We start from the raw sequence: 13,650 nt of genomic DNA, 5'->3' as shown, positions 1-13,650 counted from the left end.
TTATGTTTCTTAGCGTTGTTACTGTCGCCTTTCGCAATTACGAAGGGGTGGTAAAAACCTGGCGCTCGCTGCGCAATCTGGCGCGCGATCCAAGTCTCACCTTTGAGTGGATCGTGGTCGATGGTGGTTCGAACGATGGCACAGCAGAGTTTCTGGAGAAACTCAACGGTGAGTTCAACTTACGTTACATCAGCGAGAAAGATAAAGGCATCTACGACGCCATGAATAAAGGCATCGCGATGGCGCAAGGGCGGTATGCTATCTTCCTCAATTCCGGTGATGTGTTCCATGATGACGTGGCGCTGTTTGCCCGTCAGCTGGCACGCCAGAAAGAAGAGGCAATGTACATTGGTGATGCGCTGCTCGATTTTGGCGACGGTAATAAAGTCATGCGTAGCGCCAAACCAGGCTGGTATATCTATCACAGTTTACCCGCCAGCCATCAGGCCATTTTCTTCCCGGTAAAGGGGCTGAAAAAACAGCCTTACGATCTGCAGTACAAAGTGTCATCAGATTATGCACTGGCCGCCAGTTTGTATAAATCAGGTTATCCATTCCGTCGAATTAAAGGTTTGGTATCTGAGTTTTCAATGGGGGGGGTATCAACCTCGAACAACCTTGAATTATGCCAGGATGCCAAAAACGTCCAGCGTAAAATATTACGTGTGCCGGGTCTCCTGGCGGAATTGTCTTATTTTCTGCGGCTGAAAACGACGGGTAAAGCGAAAGCCTTATATAACAAAGCCTGAAATATAAGGAAACGTAATGCAGGATTTAAAAGGATTCTCCGTGCCGCAAGGTTTTCGCGGCGGGAACGGTATTAAAGTGCAGTTATGGTGGGCGGTACAGGCAACCTTATTTGCCTGGTCGCCGCAAATACTGTATCGCTGGCGCGCTTTTTTACTGCGTTTATTTGGCGCAAAAATCGGAAAAAACGTAGTCATTCGTCCATCGGTAAAAATTACGTATCCCTGGAAATTAACGCTTGGGGATTATGCCTGGGTCGGGGACGACGCCGTGCTCTATACCCTGGGCGATATTACGATTGGCGCAAATTCGGTGGTGTCACAGAAATGTTATTTGTGCACCGGAAGTCACGATTTCATGAGCCCGCATTTCGATATTACCGCCACACCTATTGTGATCGGTGAAAAATGCTGGCTGGCAACAGATGTCTTTGTTGCACCAGGTGTCTCTGTTGGCGACGGCACAGTTATTGGTGCTCGCAGCAGCGTTTTTAAATCGCTACCGGCAAATAAAGTTTGCCGTGGCAACCCCGCAGTGGTGATACGCGAACGCGTTGAAACTGAATAATTTCTTATAAGTTGGAGAAAATAAACATGTCTAAAGTCGCTCTCATCACCGGCGTTACCGGACAGGATGGTTCTTACCTGGCAGAATTACTGCTGGAAAAAGGGTATGAAGTACACGGTATCAAGCGTCGTGCTTCTTCGTTCAACACCGAGCGTGTTGACCATATCTACCAGGATCCTCATTCCGCGAACCCGAAATTCCATCTGCATTACGGCGATCTGACCGATTCCTCCAACCTGACCCGCATCCTGCAGGAAGTGCAGCCGGATGAAGTGTACAACCTGGGCGCGATGAGCCACGTTGCGGTCTCCTTCGAATCCCCGGAATACACCGCTGATGTTGATGCAATGGGTACCCTGCGCCTGCTGGAAGCCATTCGCTTCCTCGGTCTTGAGAAGAAAACCCGTTTCTACCAGGCGTCCACCTCTGAGCTGTACGGCCTGGTGCAGGAAATCCCACAGAAAGAGACCACGCCGTTCTACCCGCGCTCTCCGTATGCGGTAGCCAAACTATACGCCTACTGGATCACCGTGAACTATCGTGAATCCTATGGCATGTACGCCTGTAACGGCATTCTGTTCAACCACGAATCCCCGCGTCGCGGCGAAACCTTCGTCACCCGCAAAATCACCCGAGCTATCGCCAACATTGCTCAGGGTCTGGAATCTTGCCTGCACCTCGGCAACATGGACTCCCTGCGTGACTGGGGCCATGCCAAAGACTACGTAAAAATGCAGTGGATGATGCTGCAGCAGGATAAACCAGAAGACTTCGTGATTGCCACCGGCGTGCAGTACTCCGTGCGTCAGTTCGTTGAGATGGCCGCAGCACAGCTGGGCATCAAACTGCGCTTCGAAGGTACCGGCGTGGAAGAGAAGGGCATTGTGGTTTCGGTAACCGGCCACGACGCACCGGGCGTGAAGCCGGGCGACGTGATTGTGCAGGTTGACCCGCGTTACTTCCGCCCTGCGGAAGTGGAAACCCTGCTGGGCGATCCAACCAAAGCGCACGAAACCCTGGGCTGGAAACCCGAAACCACTCTGCAGGAGATGGTTTCCGAGATGGTGGCCAAAGATCTTGAAGCAGCGAAAAAACACTCCCTGCTTAAGTCTCATGGCTACGAGGTTGCCATCGCGCTGGAGTCTTAAGAATGACGAAACAACGTATTTTTGTCGCCGGCCATCGCGGAATGGTGGGTTCCGCGATTGAACGCCAGCTGAAGCAGCGCGGTGACGTAGAGGTGATTGTCCGCACCCGCGACGAGCTGAACCTGCTCGACAGCAAGGCTGTGCAGGCGTTCTTTGCGAATGAATGCATTGACCAGGTGTATCTGGCGGCGGCAAAAGTGGGTGGCATTGTTGCCAACAACACGTACCCGGCGGATTTCATCTACGAGAACATGATGATCGAGAGCAACATCATTCACGCAGCGCATCTGCATAACGTGAACAAGTTGTTGTTCCTCGGGTCATCCTGTATCTACCCGAAAATGGCAACACAGCCGATTGCGGAAAGTGAGCTGTTGCAGGGCACGCTTGAAGCGACCAACGAGCCATACGCGATTGCCAAAATTGCCGGGATCAAGCTGTGTGAATCCTACAACCGTCAGTATGGTCGCGACTATCGCTCGGTGATGCCGACCAACCTGTACGGGCCGCATGACAACTTCCATCCGAGCAATTCGCACGTGATCCCGGCGCTGTTGCGTCGCTTCCACGAGGCAACCGCCGAGAACACACCGGACGTGGTGGTGTGGGGAAGCGGTACGCCGATGCGTGAGTTTCTGCACGTAGATGATATGGCGGCTGCCAGCATTCACGTGATGGAGCTGGATCGCGAGGTGTGGCAGGAGAACACCGAGCCGATGCTGTCGCACATCAACGTGGGCACGGGCGTGGACTGCACCATTCGCGAGCTGGCGCAGACCATCGCCAAAGTGGTGGGCTACAAGGGCCGCGTGGTGTTTGATGCCACCAAACCGGACGGCACGCCGCGTAAACTGCTGGACGTGACCCGTCTGCATCAGTTGGGCTGGTATCACGAGGTGTCACTGGAGCAGGGGCTGGCCAGCACTTACCAGTGGTTCCTGGAAAACCAGCACCGCTTTCGGGGGTAACGATGTTTTTAAGTCAGGAAGATTTTGCCACGGTAGTGCGTTCTACGCCGCTCATCTCAATCGATTTGATCGTCGGGAACGAACGCGGCGAGTTCTTGCTGGGGAAACGAACCAACCGTCCTGCACAGGGCTTCTGGTTCGTGCCCGGCGGGCGCGTGCAGAAGGATGAGACGCTGGCAACTGCCTTTGAGCGTCTTACTCTGGCGGAGCTGGGCCTGCAACTGCCGATGGCAGCGGGCCAGTTTTACGGAGTCTGGCAGCACTTCTATGACGATAACTTTTCAGGCACCGGATTCTCCACGCACTACATCGTGCTGGGGTTCCGCCTGAGGGTGAGTGAGGCAGACCTGTGTCTGCCTGATTCCCAGCATGACGACTACCGCTGGCTGACGCCAGAGGCGCTGCTTGCCAGTGGTAACGTGCATGACAACAGTCGGGCGTATTTCCTCACGGAACGTCAGGCTGAGGTGCCGGGATGTTACACGAAATCATTCTGCCTGGATCAAGGCGGCAAGACTGGGGATCCTGAAGCAAGTGACTGGGGTGAGCAGACGCAGCCAACGCAGAGTCAGGTTGAAGGATGAAGTGTATGAAGATCCTCGTATATGGAATTAACTACTCGCCGGAGCTAACCGGTATCGGGAAATACACCGGCGAGATGGTCGAGTGGATGGCGATCCAGGGACATGACGTGCGGGTCATTACCGCGCCGCCGTACTACCCGGAGTGGAAGGTGGGCGAGCGCTACTCCAGCTGGCGTTATCGCCGCGAAGAGGGGGCCGCGACGGTGTGGCGCTGCCCGCTGTACGTGCCGAAGCAGCCCTCGACGCTAAAACGTTTACTTCATCTGGGCAGCTTTGCCCTGAGCAGTTTCTTCCCGCTGATGGCGCAACGTCGCTGGAAGCCGGATCGCATTATCGGCGTGGTGCCGACGCTGTTTTGCACGCCAGGCATGCGCCTGCTGGGCAAACTCTCCGGCGCGCGCACCCTGCTGCATATTCAGGACTATGAAGTGGACGCCATGCTTGGCCTGGGGATGGCAGGTAAAGGCAAGAGCGGCGTCGTTGCGAAGCTTGCCAGCGCTTTTGAGCGTAGCAATCTGCATAACGTCGATTACGTTTCGACCATCTCGCGCTCAATGATGAATAAAGCCCAGGAGAAGGGCGTGGCGGCGGAGAAAGTGATCTTTTTCCCGAACTGGTCTGAAGTGGCGCGTTTTCGTGACGTGACAGAAAGTGACGCGCAGGCGTTACGTGCCCAGCTTGGTTTGCCTGAAGAACAAAAAATCATTCTTTACTCCGGCAACATCGGCGAAAAGCAGGGGCTGGAGAGCGTTATCGAGGCCGCGCAACAGCTTAGTAAACATTCGTGGATGTTTGTGATTGTCGGGCAGGGCGGTGGGAAAGCGCGGCTGGAGAAGATGGCAAGCGAGCGTGGCCTGACAAATGTGAAATTCTTCCCCCTTCAGTTGTACGAGGCACTGCCTGCGTTGCTGAAGATGGGCGACTGCCATCTGGTGGTGCAAAAGCGCGGCGCGGCAGATGCGGTGCTGCCGTCCAAGCTGACCAACATTCTGGCGGTGGGCGGTAATGCGGTGATTACGGCAGAAGCCGCAACCGAATTAGGCCAGTTATGCAGCAGCTATCCGGGGATCGCCGTTTGCGTGGAGCCGGAATCAGTCTCTGCGCTGGTGAGTGGAATTGAGCAGGCACTTGCCATGCCAAAAGTGAACACGGTGGCACGTGAATATGCCGAGCGTACGCTCGAGAAAGAGAACGTGCTGAGCCAATTTATTGCAGATATACGGGGATAAATCATGAGTCAAACCACGTTGTATCCGGTTGTGATGGCAGGTGGCTCTGGTAGCCGGTTGTGGCCGCTGTCCCGCGTGCTCTATCCAAAACAGTTCCTCTGCCTGAAAGGGGATCTCACCATGCTGCAAACGACGGTTAACCGTTTGCACGGCGTGGAGTGTGAAAGCCCGGTGGTGATCTGTAACGAACAACACCGCTTTATCGTTGCCGAGCAGCTGCGCCAGCTGAATAAACTCACTGAAAATATCATTCTGGAGCCTGCCGGACGCAATACGGCACCGGCTATCGCCCTGGCGGCACTGGCAGCAAAACGCAGCAGCCCGGATTGTGATCCGTTGATGCTGGTGTTGGCGGCAGACCACGTCATTCAGCAGGAAGACGCGTTCCGTGATGCGGTACGAGCTGCCATTCCTTACGCCGACAGCGGCAAGCTGGTGACCTTCGGCATCGTGCCGGATCTGCCGGAAACGGGTTACGGCTACATCCGCCGTGGCACGGTAACGCCAGGTGAAGGCGATAGCGTGGCGTTTGACGTGGCGCAGTTTGTCGAAAAACCCAATCTTGAAACCGCACAGGCTTATGTGGCCAGCGGTGAATACTACTGGAACAGCGGCATGTTCCTGTTCCGCGCCGGGCGCTATCTGGAAGAGCTGCAGAAGTATCGTCCGGATATCTTAAGCGCCTGCGAAAAAGCGATGGACGTGGTTGACCCGGATCTCGACTTTATTCGTGTGGATGAAGACGCCTTCCTCGCCTGCCCGGAAGAGTCCATCGACTACGCGGTGATGGAACGCACGGCAGACGCCGTCGTGGTGCCGATGGATGCAGGCTGGAGCGATGTCGGCTCCTGGTCCTCACTGTGGGAGATCAGCGCCCATACCCCGGAGGGTAACGTTCATCACGGTGATGTGATTAGTCACAAGACGGTAAACAGCTACGTTTATGCCGAATCAGGCCTGGTGACGACGGTGGGGGTGAAGGATCTGGTGGTCGTTCAGACCAAAGATGCTGTGCTGATTGCCGACCGTAATGCCGTGCAGGACGTGAAAAAAGTGGTGGAGAAGATCAAGGCCGATGGCCGTCATGAACACCATATTCATCGCGAAGTCTACCGTCCGTGGGGGAAATATGACTCCATCGATGCGGGCGACCGCTACCAGGTGAAACGCATCACCGTGAAGCCGGGTGAAGGACTGTCGGTACAGATGCACCATCACCGCGCTGAGCACTGGGTTGTGGTGGCGGGCACTGCCAAAGTCACCATCGACGGTGAGATCAAACTGCTGGGTGAAAACGAATCGGTGTACATCCCGCTCGGGGCAACGCACTGCCTGGAAAACCCGGGGAAAATTCCTCTCGATTTAATTGAAGTGCGCTCCGGTTCGTATCTGGAAGAGGACGACATTGTTCGCTTCCAGGATCGTTACGGCCGGGTATAGCACCTTAGCATCTTGCCCGGTGGCGCAGTGCTTACCGGGCCTACAAATGACAAAAATGAATTTGGCCATTTAGTGGTCAGGGCCAACTGTTGCCTGAAAAAGGGGTCATCATGGAAAAATTAACCTGTTTTAAAGCCTACGATATTCGCGGCAAGCTGGGTGAAGAGCTGAATGAAGATATTGCGTGGCGCATTGGCCGCGCGTACGGCGAATATTTAAAACCGCAGACCATCGTGCTGGGCGGTGATGTGCGTCTGACCAGTGAGTCGCTGAAGCTGGCGCTGGCAAAAGGGTTGCAGGATGCGGGTGTGGATGTACTGGACATCGGCCTTTCCGGTACCGAAGAGATCTATTTTGCCACCTTCCACCTTGGCGTGGACGGCGGTATCGAAGTGACCGCCAGCCATAACCCGATGGATTACAACGGCATGAAGCTGGTGCGCAAGGGCGCGCGACCTATCAGCGGTGACACCGGCCTGCGCGACGTGCAGCGTCTGGCGGAAGCTAACGACTTCCCGCCGGTGAACGAAGCACAACGCGGCAGCTACAAGCAGATCAACCTGCAAAAAGCCTACATTGACCACCTGCTGGGCTACATCAATGTGGCGAATTTCAAACCGCTCACGCTGGTGATCAACTCTGGCAACGGTGCCGCAGGTCCGGTTGTCGATGCGCTGGAAGCCCGCTTTAAGGCGCTGAACGTGCCGGTGACCTTCGTTAAAGTCCACAACACGCCTGACGGTAATTTCCCTAACGGGATCCCGAACCCGCTGCTGCCGGAGTGTCGCGATGACACCCGTAACGCGGTGATTGAGCACGGTGCGGATATGGGCATCGCCTTTGACGGTGATTTCGACCGCTGCTTCCTGTTCGACGAGAAAGGCCAGTTTATCGAAGGTTACTACATTGTCGGTCTGCTGGCGGAAGCGTTCCTCGAGAAGAACCCGGGGGCGAAAATCATTCACGATCCGCGTCTTTCCTGGAACACCGTTGACGTGGTTGCTGCGGCGGGTGGCCAGCCGGTGATGTCCAAAACCGGTCACGCTTTCATTAAAGAGCGTATGCGCGAAGAAGATGCCATTTATGGCGGCGAGATGAGCGCCCACCACTACTTCCGTGATTTTGCCTACTGCGACAGCGGAATGATCCCGTGGCTGCTGGTGGCTGAGCTGCTGTGTCTGAAAGGACAGACGCTGGGCGAACTGGTGCGCGACCGTATGGCGGCGTTCCCGGCAAGCGGGGAGATCAACAGCAAACTGGCGCAACCTGCCGACGCTATTGCCCGCGTGGAGCAGCACTTTGCCATTCACGCGCTGGAAATTGACCGTACCGACGGCATCAGCATGTCGTTCCCGCAGTGGCGCTTCAATCTGCGTTCTTCAAACACCGAGCCGGTGGTGCGCCTGAATGTGGAATCACGGGCGGATGTCCCACTGATGGAAGCGCGAACGCAGGACATTCTGGCGCTGTTGAATCAGTAAAACGAAAACCTTACCCCTCACCCCACCCTCTCCCCTTTGGGGAGAGGGTGGGGTGAGGGGCAGGTTTTGAACGAAAGGAACAACGATGACGAATCTAAAAAAACGCGAGCGAGCGAGAACGAATGCATCGTTAATCTCTATGGTGCAGCGTTTTTCCGATATCACCATCATGGTCGGTGGATTGTGGGCGGTGTGTTGGGTGAGCGGCCAACCCTTCCTGTACATGCATTTGCTGATGGCTCTGATTGCGCTGGTGGTGTTTCAGATGATCGGTGGGATAACCGATTTCTACCGTTCGTGGCGCGGCGTAAAAATTACCACTGAGCTGATGCTGTTACTGCAAAACTGGACGTTAAGCCTGATTTTCAGCGCCGGGCTGGTGGCGTTTAGCCGTGATTTTGACAACCGGCTGGTGACCTATCTGTGCTGGTACCTGCTAACCAGCGTCGGCATGGTGGTCTGCCGTTCGCTCATTCGCTATGGCGCGGGCTGGCTGCGCAATCGCGGCTACAACACGCGTTATGTTGCCGTGGCGGGTGACTTGCCGGTCGGACAAGCCCTGCTGGACAGTTTCCGCAAAGAGCCGTGGCTGGGTCTTGAGGTTGTAGGGATTTATCACGATGCCAGACCGGGAGGCGTTTCGTCCGACTGGGCCGGGAATGTTGAACAACTGCTCGACGATGCAAAAGCGGGCAAAATCCATAACGTCTACATTGCCATGCCAATGAGTGAGGAAGCGTGCATTAAGCGTCTGGTTCGCAAACTTGCAGATACCACCTGCTCGGTGATCCTCATCCCTGACGTCTTTACCTTCAATATTCTGCACTCGCGTATTGATGAGGTGAACGGTGTGCCGGTGGTACCGCTGTATGACACGCCGCTGTCGGGCATTAACCGCGTGCTTAAGCGCATCGAAGATATCATTCTTTCCTCACTGATTTTACTGCTGATCTCCCCGGTGCTGTGCTGCATTGCGCTGGCGGTCAAGCTGAGTTCTCCAGGCCCGATTATCTTCCGCCAGACCCGCTACGGCATAGACGGTAAACCGATTATGGTGTGGAAGTTCCGCTCCATGAAGGTGATGGAGAACGACAAAGTGGTGACTCAGGCGACGCAAAATGACCCACGCGTCACGCGGGTGGGTAACTTCCTGCGTCGCACGTCGCTGGATGAGCTGCCGCAGTTTATCAACGTCTTTACCGGTGGAATGTCGATTGTTGGGCCACGTCCGCACGCGGTGGCTCATAACGAGCAGTATCGCTCGCTGATTGAAGGTTACATGCTGCGCCATAAGGTGAAGCCTGGTATCACCGGCTGGGCGCAGATCAACGGCTGGCGCGGTGAAACCGACACGCTGGAAAAAATGGAAAAACGCATCGAGTTCGACCTGGAGTACATCCGTGAATGGAGCCTCTGGTTTGATATCAAGATCGTCTTTCTGACCATCTTCAAAGGTTTTGTGAACAAAGCGGCGTACTAAGATGAGCTTACGTGAAAAAACCATCAGCGGCGCGAAGTGGTCAGCAATGGCGACCATTGTCATTATCGGCCTGGGGCTGGTGCAGATGACGGTGCTGGCGCGCATTATTGATAATCACCAGTTTGGTCTGCTGACCGTATCGCTGGTGATTATCGCGCTGGCCGATACGCTGTCTGACTTCGGGATCGCCAACTCGATTATTCAGCGCAAGGAGATTAGCCAGCTGGAGCTGACCACGCTCTACTGGCTGAACGTTGGGCTTGGGATCGTCGTTTTTGTGCTGGTGTTCCTGCTGAGTGACACCATCGCCAGTGTGCTGAACAACCCGGATCTTGCCCCGCTGATGCGCACGCTCTCGTTTGCCTTTGTGGTGATCCCACACGGGCAACAGTTCCGCGCGTTGATGCAAAAAGAGCTGGAGTTCAACAAGATCGGCATGATTGAAACCAGTGCCGTGCTGGCGGGCTTTACCTTCACCGTGGTGAGCGCCCATTTCTGGCCGCTGGCAATGACGGCTATCCTCGGGTATCTGGTGAACTCAACCGTACGCACGCTGCTGTTCGGCTTCTTTGGCCGCAAGATTTACCGCCCGGGGCTGCATTTCTCACTGGCCTCGGTGTCATCTAACCTGCGCTTTGGCGCGTGGCTGACGGCTGACAGCATCATCAACTACGTCAACACCAACCTCTCCACCCTGGTGCTGGCGCGCATTCTGGGGGCGAGCGTCGCGGGGGGCTATAACCTGGCCTACAACGTCGCGGTGGTGCCGCCGATGAAACTGAACCCGATCATCACCCGCGTGCTGTTCCCGGCGTTCGCCAAAATTCAGGATGATACCGGGAAGCTGCGGGTCAATTTCTACAAGTTGCTTTCCGTGGTGGGCATTATCAACTTCCCGGTGCTGCTGGGGCTGATGGTGGTTTCCAGCAACGTTGTGCCGCTGGTGTTTGGCGAGAAGTGGGACAGCATCATTCCCATCCTGCAACTGCTGTGCGTGGTGGGGCTGCTGCGCTCCGTTGGTAACCCGATTGGTTCCCTGCTGATGGCAAAAGCGCGCGTTGATATCAGCTTCAAATTCAATGTGTTCAAAACCTTCCTGTTTATTCCGGCGATTATCGTTGGTGGGCACATGGCAGGGGCTATCGGCGTCACGCTCGGCTTCCTGATGGTGCAGATCATCAATACCGTTCTGAGCTACTTCGTGATGATCAAACCGGTGCTGGGCTCCAGCTATCGTCAGTACATCCTCAGCCTGTGGCTACCGTTTTATCTCTCATTGCCAACGCTTGTTGTCAGCTATGGCCTGGGCGTGGTGCTCAGCGGCCATCTGCCGCTGGTCGCTTTACTGGCGGTGCAGATTGTCGCTGGTGCGGTTGCGTTCGGGGTGATGATGGTGCTGTCACGTAATGCGCTGGTGGTGGAGATGAAGCGCCAGTTTTGCCGTAACGAAAAAATGAAAACGCTGCTTCGCGCAGGCTAATTCTTTAAGAGGCCATTATGAAATTACTTATCCTTGGCAACCATACCTGCGGCAACCGTGGCGACAGCGCCATTCTGCGCGGTTTATTGGATGCAATTAACACTCTTGAGCCTGAGACAGAAGTAGATGTGATGAGCCGTTATCCGGTCAGCTCATCCTGGTTGCTGAACCGTCCGGTGATGGGCGACCCGCTCTACAGCCAGATGAAACAGCACAACAACGTTGCCGGTGTGATGGGGCGGGTGAAGAAAGTGCTGCGCCGTCGCTACCAGCACCAGGTGTTGCTTTCACGCGTCACTGATACCGGCAAGCTGCGCAACATTGCCATTGCACAAGGTTTTACCGATTTTGTTCGCCTGCTGTCGGGCTATGACGCCATTATTCAGGTCGGTGGCTCTTTCTTTGTCGATCTCTATGGTGTGCCGCAATTTGAGCATGCACTCTGTACGTTTATGGCAAAAAAACCGCTGTTTATGATTGGTCACAGCGTGGGGCCATTCCAGGATCCGCAGTTTAACCAGCTGGCGAACTATGTGTTTGCCCACTGTGATGCGCTGATCCTGCGTGAATCGGTGAGCCTTAATCTGATGAAGCGCAGCGATATCGACACCTCAAAAGTTGAGCACGGTGTGGATACCGCCTGGCTGGTGGATCATCAGGACGACCGTTTCCAGGCAAGCTATGCGGTGCAGCACTGGCTGGATGTGGTGGCAAAACAGAAAACCGTTGCTATTACCCTGCGCGAGCTTGCGCCATTCGACAAGCGTCTTGGCACGACCCAGGCGGCGTATGAAGAAGCCTTCGCCGGAGTGGTTAACCGCATACTGGACAGCGGTTATCAGGTGCTGGCGCTCTCTACCTGTACCGGTATCGACAGTTATAACAAAGATGACCGTATGGTAGCGCTGAACCTGCGCCATCTGGTGAATGATCCATCGCGCTATCACGTGGTGATGGACGAACTGAACGACCTGGAGATGGGCAAGCTGCTCTCGGCCTGCGACCTGACCGTGGGTACTCGTCTGCACTCGGCGATTATCTCCATGAACTTTGGCACGCCTGCAATTGCCATTAACTACGAGCACAAATCAGCGGGCATTATGCAGCAGCTCGGCATGCCTGAGATGGCGGTTGATATCCGTCACTTGCTGGACGGTTCCCTCGGGGCGATGGTTGGCGATACCCTGGGACAGCTACCAGCCATTAACGAACGTCTGGCCGTGGCGGTGAAAGCGGAGCGCGAAAAAGGGATCGGGATGGTGAAATCTGTCCTTGAGCGCGTCGGGGAGGGGAAATGAAGGTTGGTTTCTTCTTACTGAAATTTCCGTTGTCGTCAGAAACTTTTGTGCTGAACCAAATCACCGCGTTTATCGATATGGGATATGACGTGGAGATTATCGCCCTGCAAAAGGGCGATACGCAAAACACCCATGCGGCCTATACGCAATATGGGCTGGAGGCGAAAACCCGCTGGCTCCAGGATGAACCGTCCGGAAGAATGAGTAAGCTGCGCCACCGGGCCAGACAAACCCTGCGTGGCATCCATCGTCCCTCGACCTGGCGTGCGCTGAATGTTTCGCGCTACGGTGCGGAATCACGCAATCTGATCCTCTCGGCCATCTGCGGACAAACGGCGCAGCCGTACCGTGCCGATGTGTTTATCGCCCACTTTGGTCCGGCGGGCGTCACCGCAGCCAAACTGCGCGAACTGGGGGTGATTGACGGCAAAATAGCGACCATTTTTCACGGGATTGATATCTCCAGCCGCGAAGTGTTGAACCACTACACGCCGGAGTATCAGCAGCTTTTTCGCCGCGGCGACATGATGCTGCCCATCAGCGAGTTGTGGGCCGGACGGCTGAAAAGCATGGGCTGCCCGGGGGAGAAAATCACCGTTTCGCGAATGGGCGTTGATTTGGCGCGTTTTACCCTGCGTCCGGTGAAGGTGCCGGGTACATCGTTGCAGATTATCTCTGTTGCCCGTCTGACCGAGAAAAAAGGGCTGCATGTGGCTATTGAGGCCTGCCGCCAGTTGAAGGCGCGCGGCGTTGATTTTCGTTATCGCATTCTGGGTATTGGCCCGTGGGAGCGCCGCCTGCGCACGCTTATCGAACAGTATCAGCTGGAAGACTATGTCGACATGCCGGGCTTCAAGCCGAGCCACGAGGTAAAAGTGATGCTTGATGAAGCCGATGTGTTCCTGCTGCCGTCCGTGACCGGAGCCGATGGTGATATGGAGGGGATCCCGGTGGCACTGATGGAGGCGATGGCTGTCGGTATTCCGGTGGTATCGACCGTACACAGCGGGATCCCGGAGTTGATCCAGTCTGACTATTCTGGCTGGCTGGTGCCCGAGAACAATGCGCCAGCCCTTGCCGATCGTCTGGCCGCATTTAGCGAAATCGACCCGCAGACGTTGGTACCTGTGCTGCACAATGCCCGACAAAAAGTTGAGGCAGAATTTAACCAGCAGGTGATTAATCGCCAGTTAGCGAGCCTGCTGCAAACGTTGTAACACCGAGGTTG

Annotated in this window: 11 protein-coding genes and 1 pseudogene; all 12 read left to right on the top strand. The window is 55.4% G+C overall.

Annotated elements, in window-relative coordinates; genetic code table 11:
- The first annotated feature begins 2 nt into the window (after positions 1-2).
- The gene (gene wcaE / locus ACJ9N4_RS03475) at positions 3-749 is read left to right on the top strand and encodes a colanic acid biosynthesis glycosyltransferase WcaE (RefSeq protein WP_411500249.1); all 747 of its coding nucleotides are present in this window, start codon (positions 3-5) and stop codon (positions 747-749) included.
- Between the two features lie 16 nt (positions 750-765).
- Complete coding sequence (gene wcaF / locus ACJ9N4_RS03470) at positions 766-1,314, top strand: colanic acid biosynthesis acetyltransferase WcaF (RefSeq protein ID WP_196390219.1); 549 nt, start codon at positions 766-768, stop codon at positions 1,312-1,314.
- A 26-nt stretch (positions 1,315-1,340) separates the two neighbouring features.
- Complete coding sequence (gmd, locus tag ACJ9N4_RS03465; RefSeq protein WP_010431938.1) at positions 1,341-2,462, top strand: GDP-mannose 4,6-dehydratase; 1,122 nt, start codon at positions 1,341-1,343, stop codon at positions 2,460-2,462.
- Between the two features lie 2 nt (positions 2,463-2,464).
- The gene (gene fcl, locus ACJ9N4_RS03460) at positions 2,465-3,430 is read left to right on the top strand and encodes a GDP-L-fucose synthase (RefSeq protein ID WP_411500248.1); all 966 of its coding nucleotides are present in this window, start codon (positions 2,465-2,467) and stop codon (positions 3,428-3,430) included.
- A 2-nt stretch (positions 3,431-3,432) separates the two neighbouring features.
- A pseudogene (locus ACJ9N4_RS03455) lies at positions 3,433-3,906 on the top strand (GDP-mannose mannosyl hydrolase); the annotation flags it as partial.
- A 113-nt stretch (positions 3,907-4,019) separates the two neighbouring features.
- The gene (gene wcaI, locus ACJ9N4_RS03450) at positions 4,020-5,243 is read left to right on the top strand and encodes a colanic acid biosynthesis fucosyltransferase WcaI (protein ID WP_411500247.1); all 1,224 of its coding nucleotides are present in this window, start codon (positions 4,020-4,022) and stop codon (positions 5,241-5,243) included.
- A gap of 3 nt (positions 5,244-5,246) precedes the next feature.
- Positions 5,247-6,683: a mannose-1-phosphate guanyltransferase gene (gene cpsB, locus ACJ9N4_RS03445; protein WP_182918648.1), complete on the top strand. Its 1,437-nt coding sequence runs from the start codon at positions 5,247-5,249 to the stop codon at positions 6,681-6,683.
- Between the two features lie 110 nt (positions 6,684-6,793).
- A complete protein-coding gene (gene cpsG, locus ACJ9N4_RS03440) occupies positions 6,794-8,164 on the top strand; it encodes a colanic acid biosynthesis phosphomannomutase CpsG (protein WP_196390216.1) in 1,371 nt (456 codons plus the stop codon).
- A gap of 85 nt (positions 8,165-8,249) precedes the next feature.
- A complete protein-coding gene (wcaJ, locus tag ACJ9N4_RS03435; RefSeq protein ID WP_182271977.1) occupies positions 8,250-9,644 on the top strand; it encodes an undecaprenyl-phosphate glucose phosphotransferase in 1,395 nt (464 codons plus the stop codon).
- 1 nt (position 9,645) lies between these two features.
- Complete coding sequence (wzxC, locus tag ACJ9N4_RS03430; protein WP_182271976.1) at positions 9,646-11,124, top strand: colanic acid undecaprenyl disphosphate flippase WzxC; 1,479 nt, start codon at positions 9,646-9,648, stop codon at positions 11,122-11,124.
- A 17-nt stretch (positions 11,125-11,141) separates the two neighbouring features.
- Positions 11,142-12,422, top strand: a complete 1,281-nt coding sequence (gene wcaK, locus ACJ9N4_RS03425; protein ID WP_182271975.1) for a colanic acid biosynthesis pyruvyl transferase WcaK — start codon at positions 11,142-11,144, stop codon at positions 12,420-12,422.
- On the top strand, positions 12,419-13,639 hold the full coding sequence (gene wcaL / locus ACJ9N4_RS03420) for a colanic acid biosynthesis glycosyltransferase WcaL (protein WP_182271974.1): 1,221 nt from the start codon (positions 12,419-12,421) through the stop codon (positions 13,637-13,639). The genes wcaK and wcaL overlap by 4 nt, the downstream gene beginning before the upstream one ends.
- Positions 13,640-13,650 lie beyond the last annotated feature (11 nt).

The sequence above is a fragment of the Enterobacter sp. LM3 genome, assembly GCF_046622475.1.
In the GTDB taxonomy this organism is placed as follows: domain Bacteria; phylum Pseudomonadota; class Gammaproteobacteria; order Enterobacterales; family Enterobacteriaceae; genus Enterobacter; species Enterobacter cloacae_P.
The sequence above is the reverse complement of the archived record's forward strand: the minus strand, read 5'-3'. Positions and strand labels throughout refer to the sequence as shown.